This is a genomic window from Crateriforma spongiae (assembly GCF_012290005.1).
In the GTDB taxonomy this organism is placed as follows: domain Bacteria; phylum Planctomycetota; class Planctomycetia; order Pirellulales; family Pirellulaceae; genus Crateriforma; species Crateriforma spongiae.
Genome location: NZ_JAAXMS010000004.1, coordinates 506,554 through 528,446, shown reverse-complemented (window position 1 = coordinate 528,446; position 21,893 = coordinate 506,554). Strand labels below are relative to the sequence as shown.

The following is a 21,893-nucleotide window of genomic DNA, read 5'->3' as shown; positions in this document are numbered from 1 at the left end:
GGTCGGGTGGGCCGCTCGCGGGTGGACGGACGGCCTTAGGTCGTATTTTTCAGGCGCCAAGTATCCTCGGATGGGCTGTCCGGGGACCAGGGGGCCTGCGCGGGCTTGATCCGCTGCCACAATCCGATCGCACAATTGACGAACCGCCCCCGGCGCGTTGTACTCGACCAACTTTCCCAGTGCTTTATCGCCCTCGGGGCGATCCACCGACAGTTCACCACACGGAAGCCGAACTCGAACGAATGGCGAAGACCGATCCCACGCAGACCATTCGCGTCAAAGGGGCCCGAGAGCACAATCTGCGTGACGTCGATCTGTCGATCCGCCGCGGCGAATTGGTGTGTTTCAGCGGCGTTTCGGGCAGCGGCAAATCATCGCTCGCGTTCGACACGTTGTACGCGGAAGGCCAGCGGCGGTACGTCGAAAGTCTCAGCAATTACGCCCGGCAATTCATGGGCCAGATGCCCAAGCCGGACGTGGACTTGGTATCCGGGCTGAGCCCATCGATTTCGATCAGCCAAAAGTCGACCGGCAACAACCCGCGATCCACCGTCGGCACTATCACGGAGATCTATGATTTTCTGAGGGTTCTGTACGCACGGGTCGGCAAGAGCTATTGCCCACGGTGCGACGTCCCGATCGCATCCCAAACGCACGACGCGATCGTCGGCCGCATCGCCGAAGCCCCGATTGACGACACGCTCTGGATTTTGGCTCCGCTGGTGCGCGGCAAGAAGGGCGAATTCAAGGATCTGTTTGAAGACCTTCGCAAACAAGGCTTCACCCGCGCCCGGGTCGACGGCGAAACGATCTTGCTGTCCGAACCGCCACCGCTGGACCGTCATTCACGACACCATGTGGAAGTCGTCGTGGACCGCATCCCGCCGGACGATCGCGACCGCGGCCGGTTGGTCGAAGCGGCACAGATGGCGACGCGTCTGGGCGAAGGCACGATGATGGTGTCGTTGACCGACGAGAACGCTGCCCAAGCCGGCACGGTCAAAGACGACCGGTTGTTCAGCATTCAAAGTTCATGCCCGTCGTGCGGCACCAGCTATCGGCCGCCGTCACCGCAATTGTTCAGCTTCAACAGCCCCCAAGGGATGTGCGAATCCTGTGACGGGCTGGGCCGACTGTACACGTTCGTTCCCGAATTGTTGGTCCCCGACGAAAAGCTGTCGGTCCGCAAAGGCGCCATCGTGCTGCTGGGCAAATGGGGCGACATGGGACGGTACCGACGCCACATCTATCGCGACGCGGGTTTGGCACTGGACCATCGTTTCGGGTTGGAAAAGGGCACGATGCTGGAAGGCAAGTGGCGCGACTTGCCCCCCGAAGCCCAACATGCGTGGTTGTGGGGCATCGACGAAGACCTGGAGTTCACATGGCGGGGCGGTCGCAAGTCACGTAAGTACGTCGGTCGCTTTCGTGGCTTCATTCCCGAATTGTTGGAACGGTACAAGACGACGCGCAACAAGATGCAGTTGCGTCAATTCGAAAAATACATGAGCCGGATGGATTGTCCGGACTGTGAAGGCCGACGGCTGAACCGCCAAGCGTGCAGCGTCCGACTGGCCACGCAATCGATGCGTTTGACCAAGCCCGACCGGACAGCGGAGTACTCGCTGCCCGAATTGTGCGAATTGTCGATCGACGAACTGGCCGAGTTTTTCATTGACGTCGATCTGTCGCCCACCGACGCCCGGATCGCCGCCGAAGCCCTCAAGGAAATCCGTTCGCGGCTGGGTTTCTTATTGGGCGTTGGGTTGGATTACCTGACGCTGGCTCGCACCGCGCCGACCTTGTCCGGCGGCGAATCGCAACGCATCCGCTTGGCCGGCCAGATCGGTTCGGCATTGGTCGGCGTGCTTTACATCTTGGACGAACCGTCGATCGGTCTGCACGCCCGCGACAACGACCGGCTGATCGAAACATTGCTGCGTTTGCGCGACGCGGGCAACACGTTGATCGTGGTCGAACACGACGAAGACACGATGCGGGCGTCGGACACCATCGTCGACTTTGGTCCCGGCCCGGGCGTCAAAGGCGGTCGCGTGGTGGCCGCCGGCAACATCGACGATGTGACGTCATCGCGTCGCAGTGTGACGGGTCAATTCTTGTCAGGCCAGCGTCAGATCACGCCGCCGGAAACGCTGCGCGAAATTTCCGACGATGCACAGCTGACGATCCGTGGTGCTCGCTTTCACAACTTGAAAAACGTCGATGTTTCGATCCCGCTGGGCACGGTGACTTGCGTGACCGGCGTGTCGGGCAGCGGCAAAAGTTCGTTGATCGGTGGCATCCTGGAACCCGCGCTTCGCCGCGATCTGAACCGTGCCGAAAGCGAACCGGGTGAACACGATGCGATCGAAGGCATCGATTTGCTGGACAAGACCATCGCGATCGACCAATCGCCGATCGGCCGCACGCCACGCAGCAATCCGGCAACGTACGTCAAAGTCTTTGACGAAATCCGCAACCTGTTCGCCCAATTGCCCGAAGCGAAAACACGCGGCTACAACGCCGGTCGGTTCAGCTTCAATGTTGACGGCGGTCGCTGTGCGGCCTGTGACGGCAACGGCGCGAACAAGTTGGAAATGGATTTCTTGGCCGACATCTGGGTCACTTGCCCGGTTTGCGGTGGGCGACGTTACAACCGCGAAACGCTGTCGGTCACCTTCAAAGGAAAATCGATCGCCGATGTTTTGGAAATGGACATCAGCGAAGCGTTGGATCTGTTCATCAACGTCCCCAAGATCGCAGAAAAGCTGAAGACGCTGGTCGACGTCGGCCTGGAATACCTGAAACTGGGGCAACCGTCGCCCACACTGTCCGGCGGCGAAGCCCAACGGATCAAGCTGTCGCGTGAACTGTCCAAACGCGAAACAGGTCACACGCTGTACGTGCTGGATGAACCCACGACGGGTTTGCACTTTGCCGACATCGAACTGTTGCTGAAAGTCATCCATGGCTTGGCCGATCGCGGCAACACGATCGTGATCGTTGAACACAACATGGACGTCATCAAGACCGCCGACTGGGTCATCGACTTGGGCCCCGACGGCGGCAGCGGGGGCGGCACCGTCGTCGCCGAAGGACGACCGGCCGACGTGGCCAAGGTCGCCGAAAGCCACACCGGTGCGGCGTTGGCCAAAGCGATGGGGATCAAGCGGCGTGGCAAAAAGACGAAATCCAAATCGACGTCCGGCGGCACCGCTCTGGCCGCACCGTCGGCCAAGGCTCGCACGCACGTCGTGGTTCGTCATGCCGAAGAACACAACTTGAAATCGGTCAGTGTCGACGTCCCCCGCGATGCGATGACGGTGTTCTGCGGCCCCAGCGGCAGCGGCAAGACGTCGCTGGCGATGGACACGATCTATGCCGAAGGTCAACGACGCTATGTCGAATCGTTGTCGTCCTATGCCCGGCAATTCATCGGCCAAGTGGAAAAGCCACACGTCGAATCGATCGAAGGTTTATCGCCCGCGGTCGCGCTGGAACAACGTAACCTGGGCCATTCACCACGCAGCACCGTCGGCACGGTGACGGAGATCTATGACTACTTGCGGATCCTGATGGCACGGCTGGGCACGATGTACTGCCCGGACTGTCAGCAACCGGTCGGCACCCAAACGCCCGACCAGATCGTCGACAAGGTCATGGCGTTGCCCGCGGAAACCAAAGCGTTGATCTTGGCCCCGATCGAAGTCCAGGCGGGCGAAGCCAGCTTGGATACCTGGGCGTCGCTGCGCAGCACCGGATACCACCGCATCCGCGTCGACGGCAAAACCATTCCGCTGGAAAACGCCCCCGCACTGGACCCTCGCAAACGCCAAGTCGTCGAAGTCGTTGTGGACCGGGTCGTCATCCGCGACGACGAAGTCTCGCGTATCAGCGACAGCGTTGAACAAGCGTTGTCCCTGGGTGTCGGCATCATGCGAGTCGCCATCGTGCATGCCGACCGCGATGAACCCAACTGGGACGTGCAAACGCACAGCCAACATTTGGTCTGCGGCTGTTGCGGACGTTCATTGACACCGGTGTCGCCGCACCACTTTTCGTTCAACTCGTCGATCGGTTGGTGCCCACAGTGCGAAGGATTGGGATCGCAAACGGGCACGAATCCTGCCGCGTTGTTGCGGTCGCCGATGATGAATATGCGTCAAGGCGTTTCGCTGCTTTGGCCCGACGTGGCCAAGCCCTTGTCGGTCGCGATGCTGCGTGCCTTGTCACGCACGACCGGCATCGATATCGACGTGCCGTTTGACGAACTGAAAGTCGTCCAGCGACGCCAATTGTTCCACGGAACCGGCGGCATTTGGGTGGAGGTACGTGCCGATGACTTTGACGATCCAGACGATGCGACGTCGATCCGTCCCGCCGGCGGTTCGTCCGTGTTGTTCCGCTATCAATTCAAAGGTTTCTATCCGGCCCTGGCCGAAGCGGCGCGTTTAACGCCGGGACTGCGTGGCAAGCTGGAAAGCTTTACCGACGAAATTGCGTGTTCGGCGTGCGACGGATCACGGCTGCGTGACGAATCGGCGGCCGTGCGGTTCCGCGATTTCACGATCGCCGACCTGGTTCACCAGCCACTGGACCGGCTGAGCGAAACCGTGACCGCATGGAAGCTGGACACACGCGAAAAGAAGGTCGCCGGCGAACTGGTTCGCGAGATCAAATCGCGTTTAAGTTTCTTGCTGGACGTCGGGCTGGATTATTTGACGCTGCATCGTGGTGCGGCCACGCTGTCCGGCGGCGAAGCCCAGCGGATTCGGCTGGCATCGCAATTGGGCAGCGGACTGTGCGGCGTGCTGTACGTCTTGGATGAACCCACGATCGGCCTGCACCCGCGCGACAACGACCGGCTGATCGGCGCACTGCATCGCTTGCGCGACCTTGGCAACACGTTGCTAGTGGTCGAACACGATCACGACGTCATCGCGGGCAGCGATTACTTGTGCGACTTCGGTCCCGCCGCCGGTCGTCACGGCGGCCGCGTCGTCGCCCAAGGACCGCCGGCCGACATCCAACCGGCCGACCAAAGCGTCACCGCGGGATTCATCGACGGCAGCCGACAGATCCCCGTACCGCCATCGCGACGTCCGGTCATCGTGGGCGATCAACAAGCGGTGAAATTTTTAAACGTTCGCGGTGCCCGAGAAAACAATCTCCGGGGCATCGACTTGGAACTGCCGTTGGGCGTGCTGACGGCGATCACTGGCCCCAGCGGCAGCGGCAAGAGTTCGCTGATTGATGACATCCTGTACCCCGCCCTTGCACGACGACTTCACCGCGCCCGCGTGCGTGTGGGCAAGCATGATGCGATCGAAGGCGTCCGCTACATCGACAAAGTCATTCGCGTCGACCAATCACCGCTGGGCAATTCACCGTCCAGCAATCCGGCCACTTACACGGGCGTCTTTGACGAAATCCGTACGCTGTTCGCCAAGCTGCCCGATGCCCAAGAACGTCGGCTGACCGCACGATCATTCAGCTTCAACGTGTCCGGTGGCCGCTGTGAAGGCTGTGAAGGCACCGGGCAGCGTCGGATCGAAATGCATTTCTTGCCCGACGTTTGGGTGGAATGCGAAGACTGTCAGGGCCGGCGATACAACGACACCGTGCTGGAGGTCAAATACCACGGCCATTCGATCAACGACATTTTGAATCTGTCGTGCCGCGATGCGTTGGACGTGTTTGCCGGCCAAGCCAAAATCATTCGCATCGTGCAAACGTTGTGCGACGTCGGGCTGGACTACGTCACGCTGGGCCAGTCCGCGCCGACGCTGTCCGGTGGCGAAGCCCAACGGGTCAAGCTGGCTGCCGAACTTTCGCGTCCGATGGTGGGCAACACGCTGTACCTGTTGGACGAACCGACCACCGGGCTGCACTTTGGTGACATCGCAAAACTGGTGCATGTCGTCCAGCGGTTGGTGGAAGTCGGCAATACCGTGGTGATCATCGAACACAACATGGACGTCATCAAATGCGCCGACTGGATCATTGATCTGGGGCCCGGTGCGGGCGTGGACGGCGGACAGATCGTCTTTGCCGGTACCCCCGAACAGATGGCCGACACGGTGGATGCGAAAACGATCCGTAAGGCACGTGGCGGCGGCAAAGCCAAGAAGACTTCGCGGCGTCGTCCCGGCAATCGATCCGCCAAACGGTCCGCGTCGAAAACCGCAACCAGCGTCACGGCGCCCTATGTCGCCAGGGCGCTTCTGCAAGCCAAAGAATCCGAACACCAGCTGCTCAGCGATTCGGCGATCCGTGACACGCACCTGTCCAATGGCTCGGTGGACGAATCGACGTACGACGTCGTCGCCGAAGCTTCACCGGGCGACGATTTGGATTCGGTCACCGATGGCGATTCCAAACTGCGGGTGGATCCACCCGCCGGTGCGGAAGCCATTTTGGAACCGTGGCGGGCGCTGGGCCGTCGCTGGCATTCTTTAAAGAAAGGGTTTCCCGATCACCAAGGTCCACAGTGGCCGATCGAATTGGCCGAACAGACACTGGCGATGCTCGAACGCATCGCGGGAGCTGAACGGTTGCGGTTCGAGGCGGCGGATCGGGTCAAAGTCACCGATCCCAAAGGACGCATTTGGGGGTTACTGAAGACCAAGACACCGGAATCGCTGCAGTTGGAAATCCGCGGACCGGCCAATTCTTTTACGGCGGAGATTGTCTCTGCGATCGACACCAGTGACCCAATCCGCCCCCGTGGCAAAGACAAGGCCAGTGTGACTTTGAACCTGACCGACCCGAAGCATGTCCGTAGTCGTAAACTACGATCGTTCTTGAAACATCATTTCGAGTCACGCCTATGACCACCGTGAGTGGCAATCTGCTGCAGACGATCATCGCCGACCAAAACCTTTCGGATCGTCTGGCATCAATGCCCGCCGATTCCAAAACGGTTTCACTGTCCTTCGTCGCCACCAACCCGACATTTTCTCACCCGGCATGGCAACGCACCGGTGATGCGGCCGATCACACCGAAACGCACATCATGCCCGAGGGTGCGGCCGCCAACCCATCGACCGATCCGTTCGACATCGGACAGTTCATCCGATCCCAAGCGGAAAACAACGTCCCCATCCGCCGGGTCGCCACACTGGAACAAGGCAAACGCCACGACGCCGAATACCGTTTGGTCGGAAAATTGGGCAGCGGCGGAACGGGCATCGTCTACCAAGCACACCAACGCGCGATCGATCGCGAAGTCGCCGTCAAGCAATTGCGGGATGACCTGAGCCGTGACACGCAATCGCGCGAACGCTTTGTCACCGAAGCTCGCGTGATCGGCGGGCTGGATCACCCCAATGTGATCGCCCTGCACGAACTGTGCATGGACGACCAAGGCCGCCTGTTCTATTCGATGAAACGCGTCGACGGTTCCAGTTGGGACCAACAGATCGCGGACATGTCGATCGAAGAAAACCTGCGTGTCCTGCTGCGCGTGGCCGACGCGATCCGATACGCCCACTCCCGCGGGCTGGTGCACCGCGACATCAAACCCGAAAACGTGATGTTGGGTCGTTTCGGCGAAGTCTTGTTGGCCGACTGGGGGCTGGCGATCAGCCACGGTCCGACCGATAGGATCGACCGCGAAATCGATTCCACCATCGGCGGCACGCCCGCCTACATGGCCCCCGAATTGGCGATGGGCGACACGTCAAAAGTCAGTTTCCAGACCGACGTCTACTTGTTGGGCGCGGTGCTGTTCCAAATCTTGACCGGCCAAGCACCGCACCACGGGGAAACGCTGTTGGCGTGCATCCACGCGGCGGCCAACAATGTCATTCGCCCGACCGACGTCGAAGGCGAACTGATGGACGTTGCCATGCAAGCGATGGCGACTCGCCCCGCAGACCGCCACCAGGGCATCGAAGCTTTCATCAGCGCGATCGAAGACTATCAGGTTCATCGCCAAAGTGTTTCGCTGGTCCGTCGCGCCGAACAGATCCTGCACGACGCACAAGACAATGCACCGGAGCAAGGAAAGCGTTCATATGAACCGTACCGTTTGGCCGATGCCATTTTGAACGAAGCGGTCCAGGCGTGGCCGGGCAACAAACGTGCGCATCGCGCCCAGACCGAACTGCACCGACAATTCGCATCAATCGCCGCATCCAACGGCGACCTGGACTTGGCCATTTCGCTGTACGAATCCTGCGGCGACGGTGAATCGGAAGTCGCGATGCGTTTGCGTCGCCAACGTGACCTGCGCAACGACCAGGCCGACCGCGAAGCCCGTTATTCGGCTTTGTTCACGCGGTCACCCGAAGCCGGTTTGTTGGTCCGCATCACCGACGGCGAAGTTTTGGAGGCGAACGAAGCGTTCCTGACTCTGCTGGGCTATGACGTCAGCCAGATCGTCGGCGCGCGGATGCCCGAGCTTCAGATTTACAAGTGTCCCGAAAAACGTCGCGAATTTTTTCGACGACTGCAGAAATCCGGCAAGGTCGACAACTTCGAAGCGGTGTTTTTGCGGCGTGACGGTTCGGAGATCCACGTGTTGATCAGCGCTAGATCAATCGAATTGGGCGACGAAAAGGTCGTGATGTCGACGATCCGTGACATCTCGCTGCGCAAAGACGCCGAAAATGCGCTGCGTCAAAGTCGTTGTCGTCTGCGTGATCTCCAGCGTTTGGCCGGTTTGGGGACTTGGGGCTTCAACGTGATGACCGAAGAAATTAGTTGGAGCGAGGAGACGTTCCGCTTGGTCGGCCGTGACGTCCGCAGCGGACCGCTGTCGTTCGAAGCTTACCTGTCGACGATCCATCCGGATGATTCACCGCACCTGCGTGAAGCCGTCAAGCAATCGGTCGAAAGTGGGACGGCGTTTGAAATCAATTTGCGTCAGGGGACGATCGGCGATGTTGAAAAAATGCTGCCCGTCAATCAGCGTGCCTATCGACCCGCGATCGCACGCGGTCAACCGTTGTTCGATGACGAGCAAAAGGTGATCGAAATCTACGGCGTGTTGATTCCGATCGGCGCGGCGACCACGTAACGCCATCGTCGCTTTTCGCTCCGCGAAAGTAGCGTCCGCACCTTGGATCGCGTCTCTCATTCCTCAGCCGATCACGGTTACGTCGGGCTGTGGTGGCGAAACATTCCGACCCGCGGCTAGCGCAAAGTCGCCTTTCGCTCCGCGAAAGTAGCGTCCGCACCTGCAATCGCGTCTCTCATTCCTCAGCCGATCACGGTTACGTGGGGCTGTGGTGGCGAAACACCCCGACCCGCGGCTAGCGCAAAGTCGCCTTTCGCTCCGCGAAAGTAGCGTCCGCACCTGCAATCGCGTCTCTCATTCCTCATCCGATCACGGTTACGTCGGGCTGTGGTGGCGAAACGTCCCAACCCGCGGCTAGCGTCATGCGGCTCACCCATCGTCGCCTTTTGAAGTTGCGTTTTTCTGGTAACCCGACGCTTTCTGGTAACCCAGAAAACCACTGCCTCGGGTAGAAGCGGAACTTCAACACACCCGTCCCGCCCTCAACACCTGTCCAAAACCACCAGCCCCCCAATTCTCCCATCATTGTGAATCGCCGAATCATCCCCCCGGCGACCGGAACCTCCTCTCTTGGCCGTGGTTGAATCAGGATAGAATACACGTCGTCCTTTTCACCCATTGCCGCCGACCAAAGCGGGGATCGCTTGATCGTCAGCCCGTCCACCGCGATGCGTTATCAGCAGTCCGATCCGGACGTTCGCCTGATGATGCGCGTGAAGGAAGACGATGCGGCGGCGTTTGAAACGTTGGTGCGACGTTACCAAACACGTTTGGTGCGAATGATGCAGCACATGGGCCCCAAGGGAATGGCCGAAGACCTGGCGCAGGAGACTTTTCTGCGGGTCTATCGTGCCCGCCATCGCTACCAACCGGGCGCGAAGTTTGCCACGTGGCTGTACACGATCGCGGGGAACGTCGCACGGAACGCGAATCGGTCCGCCGGACGACGCCAAGAGGTCAGCGAGATCGACGCCCCCCTGCCCGACCAGCCCGATCAACCGGCGACGCTGTTGGCCGGGACCGCAGCCGACGCCAGCGGATTGATGCCCGCACGCATGGTGGAAAAAGGCGAACGAGCCGAGATCGTTCGTGCGGCCATCGAAAGTCTGGGGGAACGCCAACGCATGGCTCTGATGCTGTCGCGTTTTGAAAACCTCAGCTATGCCGAGATCGCCGAAGCCATGGGCATGTCGGCCAAGGCGGTCAAGTCGTTGCTCAGCCGCGCGCGAGTCAATCTGAAAGAACTGCTTCAGCCCTACATCGACGCAGGCGTCCTGCCACAGGAGCCGAAGTGATGAGCACTCAAATTTTGACCGACGACACGCCGGTCGATCCCGACGACGAACAACTGGTCGCCTACCTGGACGGCGAACTGGGGCCACAAGATCGCGACGCTCTGGAGCATCGTCTGATCAACGATGCCGATCTGCGCACCCGGTTGCATGACCTGCAGCGCGGCTGGGACATGCTGGACGATCTACCCGACGTGACGCCCAACGAAAAACTGGTCGAAACGACGATGGAAATGGTCGTCACCGACGTGATGCGGGCCGGCGGTAAGAAACCGGCTTGGTATCAACGCGTCCCCATCGCCGTCTTCGTGGCGCTAGGTTGTCTGTTGACCGCGACGATGGGTTACGCCGCGGTCCAGTGGCGACGCACCGCCATGCTGAATCGGCAATTGGATGATCTGACGATCGTTGAAGATTTGGACGCGTACTTGGACGGCGACGATTTGAATCTGATGCGTCAATTGGCTGGCATGGACGCTTGGCAGGATGTGATCATCAAGTTGAAGGAGATCCAAGCGATCGAACCGATCGACACGGGCCTGTCGGAACTGTCGACCGAACAGCGAAAGACTGCGTTGGCGGAATTGCCGGGACCAGTCGCCGGTCACTTGGCGGCTAACTGGGACAGCTTCCGCAATTTCGACCCGTCACGCCAGGAATCCTTACGCGAGTTCGCAGATACTGTGGCCCTGCAGACCGACGCCCAGCGTTTGCTGCAAACGATGCGTGACTATTCGCTGTGGAAAGCCACCTTGCCGCCGTCACAGATCGATGCGATCGAATCGCCCGAAGTTTCGGATCCCGGCGACGCCGTTGAAATCGAATCCAAACGCCGCGACGCAATCGATGAAGCCATCGCGTACAGCAACCAACGCATTCAACGACAAAGTGCGTGGATGTTGAACGAAGAAACCGTGGACATCTTGAACACGGGGCTTTCGATCATCTTGGAAGAACGCCTGAGCGATCCTGAAAGCGCCACATCGTTGTACCGCGACCGCCGATTGCAAGCCGATGATCTGCCACCGTTCGTGCGAGAACACATCGATCGAATCCTGTTGTGGGAAATCGTCAGCGATGCTCCGCCCGGATTCGAACGCAACGACGGCGCGCCGAAGTTGACCGACCAAGAATTCGAGATGCTGGAGTTTTGGATCCCGACCAAGGATGCGGAAAACCTGGACATCTTGGCCGGCGACGATCCGATGCTGCGTGCGTCGGTGCTATTGCTGTGGGCCGAATCGGCGCTACGTCGATCGATGGACGACGGACGATCCACGCCGCTGCAGCGCTACCAGATGATGAGCGACTATCAACGGATGCGTTTGGATCTTTCTGAACCCGAGAAGATTCAAGAAGAAATCTCACGTACCCAGCGTCGACGCAGCTTCGGTGGTGGACGCCGTGGCAGCGGCGGTGGTGGTGGTCCAGGTCGCGGCGGTCCCATGCCGCCTCCGCCACCAAAGGACGAACAACGCGATTCGATCGACTGATGCGGTGATCGACGGGCTGCTGCTTTTTCCCGCCGCCTCGACCGCTTTAGATCACCTGCGCCGGCCGTCTGGCGGTCGACTTGTCGCGGGGTTTTCTTTCCGATGCGATTCGCCGAACATGAAACCATCCTGTTCGGCGATACTGTTGGCCCAACCCAAGTTGCCGATCGCATTGTTCCCTGAAAACCCCACGACACGAAAGTCTGCTCCATGAAAGCCGCTTGCGTCCGACGGACCGGTGCCCCTGATGTCATTCAGATCGAAGACGTCCCATCGCCACAGGCCGCCCCCGGCCAAATCGTGATCGATGTCGAAGCGGCCAGTGTGAATCCGATCGACACCTACGTGCGGTCCGGAGTGATCGCCGCCGAGCTGCCCGACCCTTACTTTCCCGGATGCGATGCCGCCGGGACGGTCGCCGCACTGGGCGACGGAGTCAAGGACTTCAACGTCGGCGACCGCGTCTGGTGCACCAACCAAGGTCTGGTCGGACGCCAGGGCACTTTCGCCCAGCAGATCGCCGTGGACGCACAGTGGTGCTACCCCACACCCGATTCGGTCACCAGTGACGAAATCGCATCGGTCGCCCTGGTCGGCATCACCGCCCACTTGGGATTGTTTCGCGAAGCCCACTTGGAACCCGGAGAAACCGTGTTGGTCATCGGCGGCAGCGGTGGTGTCGGTTCGATGGTCGTGCAAATGGCCAAGATCGCCGGGGCCACGGTGATCACCACCGCGGGATCGGACGAAAAAGCACAGCGTGCGGCCGACTACGGTGCCGACGTGGTGATCAACTATCAGAAACAATCGATCACCGAAGCGGTGATGCAGGCCGCCCCCGCCGGTGTGAACGTGATGTGGGAAACCCGCCGCGAGCCCGACTTTGATGCCGCCGTCGGCATGCTGGCTGAACGAGGCCGGATGGTCTTGATGGCCGGCCGTGACGCGCGACCGGAGTTTCCCGTCGGTCCGTTTTACGTCAAGGAATGCAGCCTGCACGGATTTGTGATGTTCAAAGGCACGCCGCTGGAGCTGCGCAAAGCGGCCGACCAGATCAATCAATGGATGGACGACGGTCGTCTGAAAGCCAACATCGGTGCCACGTTCCCGCTGCAGCAGGCCGCTGACGCCCATCGATTGCAAGAAGAAGCCACGCTTCACGGAAAAGGCAATCTGACCGGAAAGATCGTCGTGAAGGTCTAGCAATCATGAACCAGCCGCCGGCCAAACCATCGTTGTCGCCCGAACACTTGGCCGCCACCCACACGTCCGAGCTGATCGGCAAACGTTTGCGTGCGGGACACAAGCCGGACTATCTGCCCGACTTTATCTATGGCGCGATCGACGGCACCGTGACCACGTTCGCCGTCGTGTCGGGCGTCGCCGGCGCGGAACTGTCGTCGACGATCGTGATCATCCTGGGCTTGGCCAACTTGATCGGTGACGGATTCAGCATGGCGGCCAGCAATTACATGGGCACGCGTGTCGAAGGCCAGTTGCGTGACCGCGCCCGCATTCGCGAAGGTTTGGAGATCGACGCGTATCCAGACGGTGAACGCGAAGAGATCCGTCAAATCTATGCACAAAAGGGATTCACCGGTAACGATTTGGACCGAGCGGTCGATGTGATCACATCCGACCGACAGCGGTGGATCGACACCATGGTCGCCGAAGAAATGGGCATCAGCCTGACGTACCGGTCCCCGTGGATCGCGGGACTGACCACGATGGTCGCATTCTTAATCGTCGGCTTGATCCCGCTGCTTCCATTTGTCGCCGTTTGGTTGACGCCGCTGGAGTTGTCGGCACCCTACGTCGTCAGTAGCGTGATGACAGGCTGTGCGTTTTTCTTAGTCGGCGCGATCAAATCACGCTTTGTCGAACAGTGGTGGGTCTGGTCCGGTTTGGAAACGTTGGTCCTGGGTGGTTCCGCAGCCGTCTTGGCTTACATCGTCGGATGGGCACTTCGCGGCATCGCCGTTTAAGCATCTCTCGTGCCTTTGCATTCTCCGGTTCAACATCATGTTTCGCTTCCCCGGCACCGTCCTTGCGTTGGCCCTTTGGTCGCCAATCGCTTTTTCACAACAGCCATTTTTTCAGGACGGGCAAGACCCCGCACCGGCGGGCCAAGCATGGCAACCGGTCGTCGAATTGTCCGACGACTTCGACGGCACGGAACTGGACGCCACGAAATGGCAATCCAACCCGATCGGCAACGGTTGGCGTTGGGACGGGCGTGCGCCGGGGCTGTTTCGCGCCGAAAACGTTTCGGTCGCCGATGGCATGATGCAAGTCACCGTCGGCAAGCTGGAAAAGCCGATCAAGCGTCACGGCGAAACGTACACGCATCAAGGCGCGATCGTTCGGTCGCTGCATCAGGGACAACCCGGCCAGTACTTTGAATGCCGCATGAAGGCCAACCGGACGGAAATGTCGTCGACGTTTTGGTTGATGACCAAAGGCAAGCACGCCAAGAAACTGGAACTGGACATCCAGGAATGCGTCGGACGCACCAGCGAATTGACCGATTCTTGGGCCAAGAACTGGGACCAGATCTTTCACAGCAATGCCATCCACCGGGCCAACCAGAACAACCCCGACAAGGTCCAGGTTCAAGCCAGCGTTCCGACCGACGTCAAAAACAGCGATCGCTTTTTCGTTTACGGCGCTTGGTGGAAAACGCCGCAAGAAATCATGTTCTTCTTGGACGGCAAACACACCTACACCATCAAGACGCCGGTGGACTATGACATCCCCGCGTTCATTCAGTTGGCCATTGAAACGTACGACTGGAATCCGTTGCCGGCCGATGGTGGTCTGGTCGAAAGCGGATCGCGGGCCGACCGCACCACGATGTACGACTGGGTTCGGACCTGGCGATTGGAACCATCGGGGGACCGATAAAACGCGGCTTAGGCTAACGCCGACGGCCCCCTGCGCTGTGGAATCAGATCGCGTCTGGAATTGGCGGTTCAGACTTCGTCGCTAAAACCCGCGTCAAAGATGCTTTCGCCCATCATCGTTTGCAGGATGACCGGACAGCCTTCTTCCAGCATGTCCAAGACTTCGTCGAAGCCTTCTTCGCCACCGTAGTATGGATCCGGGACATCCTTGGGCCAATTGTCGTCCAGATAGTCGCCGAACATACGGATGTGCGATTTTTCTTCGTCCGCCATCGCCAGCAAGATCGAGTGGTTATCGCTGTCCATCGCCAGCACCAAATCGAATCGTCCCGGCTGCAGATCGGCGGTGGTCACCTGACGGGCCCGGCTGGTCAGCAAATAGCCACGAGCCTCCGCCGCAGCCATCATCCGTGGATCGGCCGGTTTCCCCACGTGGTAGTCGTGCGTTCCGGCCGAGTCGATTTCGACATCCAGGCCGAATTCTTCGGCGAAACGTTTCATCACCGCTTCGCCCGCCGGCGAACGGCAGATGTTCCCCATACAGACGAACAGCACACGTTTGGTCATCGGACGAAATTCTATTTTGAAAGTGCAGCGAACAAGGGTGCCCCGGTCCGTGTCATCAACATCGGTGTGGGGCGGTGACGTGCCCAAATCCTAGGCGATGAAAGCTTTCGGCCAAACCGCTGGACTGCGGCAAATCGTCCCGATTTCGCACCGTTTGTCCCGTTCGTCCCAAGTTTCACCCGCAAACTTGGAAATTTGTTTTTAAATCCCCAGGGCCCCCAAAAAGCCCGAAAGTGCACATTTTGAGCCGCCGGGCAGTAGCAGACCGAAGCCTTACAGTACCATTTGAGGGGATTCCTGGGCGGATTCGCACGCATATCTTGCAGGGACCCAACGAGCCCTGAGCACCGATCGTTTGACGGCGATAAGTCTTCCGAAGGGGATTCTAAATTGCTTTAAACGATTGCTTAGGATACTTTACGGCTCACTCGGAATTGCACTGCGACGCATGAGGTACAGTAGTATGTCGATCCGGTTTAGTCAGTCTTGTCCAACTTGCGGCCGACGCGTGGAGATTCGCGCCTCGTTGCTGGGCCACATTGTGGCCTGCCAACACTGCGGCAGCGAATTTGTCGCCAGCGATTGCGACGGCGACGGTCATCAGCCCCGCAGCACCGAAGAATTGATGCGACGCGTTGATCAGGTGCTGGCCCGTGCGGAGGTCCCCCAGACGCCGCCGGCCCCCATCAACGCTCCGGTGGCCACCGTTCACCACCGTTAAGGGACGCCTGGTCCACGATCAACGCCCACAACCAACGCCCGCGTGATCCGTTGCCGATTCGGCGTCCCCAACCCAAGCATTGTCATCACGGCCCGGCCCCACGGCACCGGGCCGTTTTTCTTTGGGGCAATGGGCGATCCGCCGGTATGATTTTGGTGCGTCTTCTTTGTGGCCGTTATCAGCCTGCCGTCTTGCCGGGAATCACCGTGTCTGGCTACTCTAAACGTTCCAGGCGGAGGCTTTTTCGTCGCACCGATCGGCCGTCGGACACGACGTCGACGGCGACCAGAAAGATGCCCGACTTTCGTGGCGGTTTCCAACCGCCCGAGCGATCGGACATCCCTTTCCGGTGTGGCATCCAGCCAGACGATGCAACGCCCGTTCCGCCCCATTGCTTGCGGACTATTCTAGCCTTGGAATGCCCGCGCCCACGGCCGCGATAAAGCCGTTTCAACCATCGGGAAATATTAGCGTCATGCAGGAATCGAAAACCGTCGCGAAAGCCGAAGTCGCCCAACAGCTTGGCGAATTACAAAAGGCCGCCAAGTTTGACACCGACGCAGCGGAAACGCAGGAATGGTTGTCATCGCTGGACTATGTGCTCAAAAGCAAAGGGCCGGACCGTGTTCGATTCTTGATCGATCAATTGCGCGATCGTGCCGCGGCCGAAGGCGTTCCGTTGTCGGCCGACACGGCGACGCCTTACGTCAACACGATTCCGCTGAAGGACCAACCGGCGTATCCGGGCAACCGCGAACTGGAACGACGCATCAAGTCGATCGTTCGCTGGAACGCGATGGCGATGGTCGTGCGTGCCAACAAGCGTGGCGGCGGCGTGGGCGGTCACATCAGCACGTTTGCCAGCAGCGCGACGCTTTACGAAGTCGCGTTCAACCACTTCTTCAACGGTCGCGGCGAAGACGGCTATTCCGGCGATTCGGTTTATTTCCAAGGCCACGCTTCGCCGGGGATGTATTCGCGTGCTTTCTTGGAAGGCCGGCTGGATGAAGCCAAGCTGGAAAACTTCCGCCGTGAATTGGAACCCGAAGGCGGGTTGTGCAGTTACCCACACCCGTGGTTGATGCCCGACTTCTGGGAATACCCGACGGTCAGTATGGGCCTGGGCCCGATCATGGCGATCTATCAAGCACGCTTCAACGAATACCTGCGTGACCGCGGCTTGAAAGACACCAGCGGTCAAAAGGTTTGGGCGTTCTTGGGCGACGGTGAATGCGACGAACCGGAAACGCTGGGCGCGATCGGTCTGGCGGCTCGTGAAAAACTGGACAACCTGGTCTTCGTGATCAACTGCAACTTGCAACGTCTGGACGGTCCGGTCCGCGGTAACGGCAAGGTGATCCAAGAACTGGAATCGATCTTCAACGGTGCCGGCTGGAACGTCATCAAGGTCATCTGGGGCGGCGAGTGGGATGAACTGCTGGCCAAAGACACGACCGGCTTGTTGGCCAAGCGGATGAACGAAGTCGTCGACGGCCAGTACCAAAAGTACACCGGCATGCCGGGCAGCTACATTCGCGAACACTTCTTCGGCAAGTACCCGGAACTGCTGGAACTGGTCAAACACCTCAGCGACGAAAAACTGGAAAAGATCCGTCGTGGTGGCCACGACCCGGAAAAGGTTTACGCCGCCTACAAGCGGGCGACCGAACTGAATAACGGCAAGCCGACCGTGATTTTGGCCAAGACCGTCAAGGGTTACGGGCTGGGCGAAGCCGGCGAGGGCCGCAATGTGGCCCACAACCAAAAGAAGATGAACGAAGACGAACTGTTGGAGTTCCGCACCCGGTTCGGCATCCCGATCAGCGACGAAAAGGTCGGCGAAGCACCGTTCTACAAGCCGCCGGAAACCAGCCAAGAAATCAAGTACTTGCGGCAACGACGCGAGTCGCTGGGCGGATACTTGCCCAGCCGTCCGACCGAACATCCGACGATGGAAGTCCCATCACTGGACGATTTCCGCAAGACGATCGCCAAGCTGGAAAACAAAGAAATCAGCACCACGTTTGCCGTCGTGCAAACGCTGGTCGCGATGTGCCGCGACAAACGGATCGGCAAGAACGTCGTTCCGATCGTCCCCGACGAATCACGCACGTTCGGGATGGAAGGCATGTTCCGCCAGTTCGGCATCTATGCCCACGCGGGCCAGTTGTACGAACCGGTCGATTCAGACTTGGTGACCTATTACAAGGAAGCCCAAGACGGCCAGATCCTGGAAGAAGGCATCACCGAAGCCGGTTCGATGGCCAGCTTCAACGCCGCGGGAACCGCGTACAGCTGTCACGGGATCAACATGATTCCGTTCTATATCTATTACAGCATGTTCGGATTCCAACGGATCGGTGACCTGATCTGGGCAGCGGCCGACATGCGGGCCAAGGGATTCCTGATCGGTGGTACCGCCGGCCGCACCACGCTGAACGGCGAAGGTTTGCAACACCAGGACGGTCACAGCCTGCTCAACGCAATCGCGTTCCCCACCGTTCGGGCCTACGATCCGGCGTTCGCTTATGAAGTCGTCGTGATCATTCAAGAAGGCTTGCAACGGATGTACGCCGACGGCGAACAGTGCATCTATTACATCACCGCCGAAAACGATCCTTACAACCACCCGGAAATGCCCGAAGGTTGTGAAGAAGGCATTATCAAGGGGATGTACAAGTTCCGATCCAAGGACGTCGACAATGCGAAGGCTCGGGTGCAACTGTTCGGCAGCGGTGCGATCCTGAATTCCGCCTTGGCCGCACAAGAACTGTTGGCCGAAAAGTACGGCATCGCCAGCGACGTCTGGAGTGTGACCAGTTACACGCAACTGCGTCGCGATGCCCAAAGCTGTGCACGCTGGAACATGCTGCATCCGACCGAAACGCCGCGTAAGAGCTATCTGGAAACGATTCTCGATGGCGTCGAAGGTCCGTTCATCTCGGCCAGCGATTACGTGTGTGCCCTGGGCGAACAATTGACACCGTGGATCCCGGGCGACTATTGCGTGCTGGGGACCGACGGCATGGGACGCAGTGAAACACGCGAAGCATTGCGACGTCACTTCGAAGTCGACGCGGAATCCATCACCATCGCAACGCTCAGCCGACTGGCAAACGCCGACGTGTTGTCCGCCGACGATGTCGCCGCGGCAATCAAAGAACTGGACTACGACCCGGAAAAGGCGGATCCGTACTATGCATGATCGGCCGGACGCCGATCCGCATGGCCACGCCTGATCCCCATGATCTTTTGAACCTTTCGACCTTTTCCGAACACGAACACCATCCCCCCGCATTAGCAACATGACCGAAGTCAAACTTCCCGAGTTGGGTGACGGCATCGAATCCGGCGATGTCCTTGAAATCTTTGTCAGCGTCGGCGACGTCATCAACGCCGGCGACGACATCGTCGAAATGGAAACCGACAAAGCCACCGTTCCGGTCCCGGCATCGGTCGGCGGCAAGGTGACCAAGATCTCGATCAGCGAAGGCGACACGGTGCCGATCGGCGCCGTCTTGCTGGAAGTCGAAGAAGCCGCCGGTGCCAGCGGCGGTGGCGATTCGGCCCCCAGCCAACCGGAAGCCGCCCAACCAGAAGCCAAGGAACCAGAACCCGCCGCTCCGGCGACGCCTGAACCCGCGGCAGCGCCCGAACCGGAACCCACACCACAACCGCCGGCCGCGGCGACTCCGCCTGCTCCGGCACAACCTGCTGCACCAGCGCAACAACCCGCTGCCCAGCCACCAGCGGCCGCGCCGCCGTCCACTCCCGCGCCGGCTGCTCCGGTGCAACCGCCTGTCGCTGCACCGGTCGCCCCGCCATCGGGCGCCGTCATCGCCGCTGGTCCGGCAATCCGACGCTTCGCACGCGAAGTCGGTGTGGATCTGTCGCGTGTCCAGGGTTCCGGCGAAGGCGGACGCATCACCCGTGACGACGTCTTGGCCGTCGTGCGTGCGACCAGTGGCGCGGCACGTCAACAAGCCGCCGCTCCCACCGCTGCGGCGGCCCCCGCGGCCCCGTCGGCAAGCCCCACTTCGCCCACCCCGGCAGGTACCGCCGACGTGGATGACTTTGGGCCGATCCGTGTGGAACGGATGAGCAAGATCCGTAAGACGATCGCCGCTCAAATGCACAACTCTTGGACCACCGCGCCTCGCGTGACCAACTTCGACGACGCCGACGTCACCGACTTGGAACGGTTGCGATCCAGCAGCAAAGAAGATTACGCGGCACAGGGTCTGAAACTGACCACGATGCCGTTCTTGATCAAAGCCGTCGCGACCGCGTTGCGTCACCATCCGGTTATCAACGCCGTGGTCGACGAAGAAAACGGCCAAGTCATCTACAAGGATTACGTCAACGTCGGCATCGCGGTGGACACCGATCGCGGGTTGGTCGTGCCGGTGATGCACAACGCCGATCAAATGGGCGTGCCGGAAATCACACGCAACCTGGCTGAAATGGCCGGCCAAGTCCGCAGCGGCCAGTTCGCCGTCAACGATTTGCGTGGCGGCACATTCACGATCAGCAACTTGGGCGCGATCGGCGGTCAATTCAGTACGCCGATCATCAACGTTCCCGAAGTCGCGATTCTGCTGGTGGGCCGCAGTCGCAAGCTGCCGGTCGTCATGCCCGATGAAACGATCCAGCCTCGCTTGATGATGCCGCTTAGCCTGTCGTACGACCACCGCTTGGTCGACGGTGCCGCGGCGGCACGTTTCTTGAACGACGTGATCGCGTACCTGGAAGCCCCCAGTCGTTTGCTGCTGGCGCTGTAGGCAAGAATCACTCGTCACAGATCACGGACCGGTCCGGGTACGACGTGCCTGGACTGTGTGGGTCCGCGGACATGGTTCACCTCGGGTGCGGATCCATCACGATTCGTACCGGCAAGAATCCGACGTGTCGGATGGCGGCGCCGCCGTTGTAAAAACGCACTCCGCCGACCTCGCGACCATCGATCCGTTGGTGCGTGTGGCCAAACACGATTCGGTCGACTCCGCGTCCGTCGGTCGGATGTTGATGTCGCATCCAATGCAACAATCGCCGGCACGTTCGGTCGATCGGATGCACCATCTTGGCGGTCGCCCAGTGCAACCGAAACGCGATCGCCGCATCGTAGGCTCGATTGTGCAAATTCCCGGCCGGCCGCTTGCGGCTCCACTTGTGCCGATACTTTTCAAACGATTCTTGGGTACCCTGTTTTTCGATCACGTCGCCGTGAACAAACAGGGTGTCGGCAATCCGCATCGCGTCCAGCCCGTTGGCCAAATTCGATCGTGAATCGGACCACGTGGCGATGCGATCTTCAAACGGTTGGTGGGCGTCATGGTTGCCCCGCAGATACACGAACATGTGATCCGGGAATTCAACGCACCACTGGTCCAACCACTCGATGGCCGCATCAATGGTTTGGTGCGTCGAACCGACGCGGCTCCAGCGAAAATCGAACAAGTCGCCGCCCCACACACACACCTGACTCCACCGGACCGCTTGTCGGATGGCATGGGCATGTTGATCGGCGACACAGCGGGAACTGAACAAATGCAGATCCGAGATAAAGCTGACGCGTGCCGGCAGCGGCCGATTCTGGGTCAGCGGATGCTGTGTCCAGTGGCTAATCATGGTCAAACTTCAATGCGTCAAACTTCAATGCGTCAAACTTCAATGCGTCAAACTTCAATGCGTCAAACTTCAAGGCGACGACTCGGGGGACGTCAAAGTGGGGGCAATCGGAATCTTCCGTGTCGAGTATCCACGACTTCGGTGCCAATGCCGTGCCAGTCACCCGGCGTCGCCCCATTACAAAGATCGAATCATTAGAATCGTTCCAGCCGGCCACCACATCCGCCATCACAGATGATGACCGATCGGCCTTTGGCGGCTCCACCC

At 59.8% G+C, this 21,893-nt stretch carries 13 protein-coding genes; 10 read left to right on the top strand and 3 right to left on the bottom strand.

All coding sequences use genetic code 11. The features are described from left to right. Positions 1 to 242 precede the first annotated feature (242 nt). The 7 genes from uvrA (at position 243) to HFP54_RS13365 (ending at position 14,711) form a co-directional block, all read left to right on the top strand. Positions 243 to 6,833 (top strand): excinuclease ABC subunit UvrA, encoded by a 6,591-nt coding sequence (gene uvrA / locus HFP54_RS13395; protein WP_168565502.1) that lies wholly within the window; start codon positions 243 to 245, stop codon positions 6,831 to 6,833. After that, on the top strand, positions 6,830 to 9,022 hold the full coding sequence (locus tag HFP54_RS13390) for a protein kinase domain-containing protein (RefSeq protein WP_168565501.1): 2,193 nt from the start codon (positions 6,830 to 6,832) through the stop codon (positions 9,020 to 9,022). Before uvrA ends, HFP54_RS13390 begins: the two co-directional genes overlap by 4 nt. A gap of 668 nt (positions 9,023 to 9,690) precedes the next feature. Then, positions 9,691 to 10,317: a sigma-70 family RNA polymerase sigma factor gene (locus HFP54_RS13385; RefSeq protein ID WP_145304866.1), complete on the top strand. Its 627-nt coding sequence runs from the start codon at positions 9,691 to 9,693 to the stop codon at positions 10,315 to 10,317. Further along, positions 10,317 to 11,807: an anti-sigma factor family protein gene (locus HFP54_RS13380; RefSeq protein WP_168565500.1), complete on the top strand. Its 1,491-nt coding sequence runs from the start codon at positions 10,317 to 10,319 to the stop codon at positions 11,805 to 11,807. The genes HFP54_RS13385 and HFP54_RS13380 overlap by 1 nt, the downstream gene beginning before the upstream one ends. Positions 11,808 to 12,017: 210 nt before the next feature. Beyond that, positions 12,018 to 13,010, top strand: coding sequence for an NADPH:quinone reductase (locus HFP54_RS13375; protein ID WP_146413692.1), 993 nt, complete (start codon positions 12,018 to 12,020; stop codon positions 13,008 to 13,010). A gap of 5 nt (positions 13,011 to 13,015) precedes the next feature. Beyond that, complete coding sequence (locus HFP54_RS13370) at positions 13,016 to 13,792, top strand: VIT1/CCC1 transporter family protein (RefSeq protein WP_146413693.1); 777 nt, start codon at positions 13,016 to 13,018, stop codon at positions 13,790 to 13,792. A gap of 37 nt (positions 13,793 to 13,829) precedes the next feature. Continuing rightward, positions 13,830 to 14,711: a LamG domain-containing protein gene (locus HFP54_RS13365; protein WP_168565499.1), complete on the top strand. Its 882-nt coding sequence runs from the start codon at positions 13,830 to 13,832 to the stop codon at positions 14,709 to 14,711. A gap of 68 nt (positions 14,712 to 14,779) precedes the next feature. On the opposite strand, the gene HFP54_RS13360 is transcribed toward HFP54_RS13365, so the two are convergent. Continuing rightward, complete coding sequence (locus tag HFP54_RS13360) at positions 14,780 to 15,277, bottom strand: low molecular weight protein-tyrosine-phosphatase (RefSeq protein ID WP_146413695.1); 498 nt, start codon at positions 15,275 to 15,277, stop codon at positions 14,780 to 14,782. 508 nt (positions 15,278 to 15,785) lie between these two features. Here HFP54_RS13360 and HFP54_RS13355 point away from each other — a divergent pair. From HFP54_RS13355 to HFP54_RS13345, 3 genes are all read left to right on the top strand, one after another. Next, the gene (locus HFP54_RS13355) at positions 15,786 to 15,998 is read left to right on the top strand and encodes a hypothetical protein (protein WP_197137286.1); all 213 of its coding nucleotides are present in this window, start codon (positions 15,786 to 15,788) and stop codon (positions 15,996 to 15,998) included. Positions 15,999 to 16,473: 475 nt separating this feature from the next. After that, a complete protein-coding gene (gene aceE, locus HFP54_RS13350) occupies positions 16,474 to 19,203 on the top strand; it encodes a pyruvate dehydrogenase (acetyl-transferring), homodimeric type (RefSeq protein WP_146413696.1) in 2,730 nt (909 codons plus the stop codon). Positions 19,204 to 19,303: 100 nt separating this feature from the next. Then, on the top strand, positions 19,304 to 20,779 hold the full coding sequence (locus HFP54_RS13345; RefSeq protein WP_168565498.1) for a 2-oxo acid dehydrogenase subunit E2: 1,476 nt from the start codon (positions 19,304 to 19,306) through the stop codon (positions 20,777 to 20,779). Between the two features lie 76 nt (positions 20,780 to 20,855). Here the strand turns inward: HFP54_RS13345 and HFP54_RS13340 are convergent, their stop codons facing one another. Together HFP54_RS13340 and HFP54_RS13335 are read right to left on the bottom strand one after the other, a co-directional pair. Further along, positions 20,856 to 21,626 carry a metallophosphoesterase gene (locus HFP54_RS13340; protein ID WP_146413698.1) on the bottom strand — a complete coding sequence of 257 codons (771 nt, stop codon included), beginning with the start codon at positions 21,624 to 21,626 and terminating at the stop codon, positions 20,856 to 20,858. Next, positions 21,619 to 21,855, bottom strand: coding sequence for a hypothetical protein (locus HFP54_RS13335; RefSeq protein WP_168565497.1), 237 nt, complete (start codon positions 21,853 to 21,855; stop codon positions 21,619 to 21,621). Before HFP54_RS13335 ends, HFP54_RS13340 begins: the two co-directional genes overlap by 8 nt. Positions 21,856 to 21,893: the final 38 nt, after the last annotated feature.

Bases quoted from the DNA above. Each gene is read 5' to 3' on its own strand.
- uvrA (WP_168565502.1), top strand. From the start codon at position 243: ATGGCGAAGACCGATCCCACGCAGACCATTCGCGTCAAAGGGGCCCGA.
- HFP54_RS13390 (WP_168565501.1), top strand. From the start codon at position 6,830: ATGACCACCGTGAGTGGCAATCTGCTGCAGACGATCATCGCCGACCAA.
- HFP54_RS13385 (WP_145304866.1), top strand. From the start codon at position 9,691: ATGCGTTATCAGCAGTCCGATCCGGACGTTCGCCTGATGATGCGCGTG.
- HFP54_RS13380 (WP_168565500.1), top strand. From the start codon at position 10,317: ATGAGCACTCAAATTTTGACCGACGACACGCCGGTCGATCCCGACGAC.
- HFP54_RS13375 (WP_146413692.1), top strand. From the start codon at position 12,018: ATGAAAGCCGCTTGCGTCCGACGGACCGGTGCCCCTGATGTCATTCAG.
- HFP54_RS13370 (WP_146413693.1), top strand. From the start codon at position 13,016: ATGAACCAGCCGCCGGCCAAACCATCGTTGTCGCCCGAACACTTGGCC.
- HFP54_RS13365 (WP_168565499.1), top strand. From the start codon at position 13,830: ATGTTTCGCTTCCCCGGCACCGTCCTTGCGTTGGCCCTTTGGTCGCCA.
- HFP54_RS13360 (WP_146413695.1), bottom strand. From the start codon at position 15,277: ATGACCAAACGTGTGCTGTTCGTCTGTATGGGGAACATCTGCCGTTCG.
- aceE (WP_146413696.1), top strand. From the start codon at position 16,474: ATGCAGGAATCGAAAACCGTCGCGAAAGCCGAAGTCGCCCAACAGCTT.
- HFP54_RS13345 (WP_168565498.1), top strand. From the start codon at position 19,304: ATGACCGAAGTCAAACTTCCCGAGTTGGGTGACGGCATCGAATCCGGC.
- HFP54_RS13340 (WP_146413698.1), bottom strand. From the start codon at position 21,626: ATGATTAGCCACTGGACACAGCATCCGCTGACCCAGAATCGGCCGCTG.
- HFP54_RS13335 (WP_168565497.1), bottom strand. From the start codon at position 21,855: ATGGCGGATGTGGTGGCCGGCTGGAACGATTCTAATGATTCGATCTTT.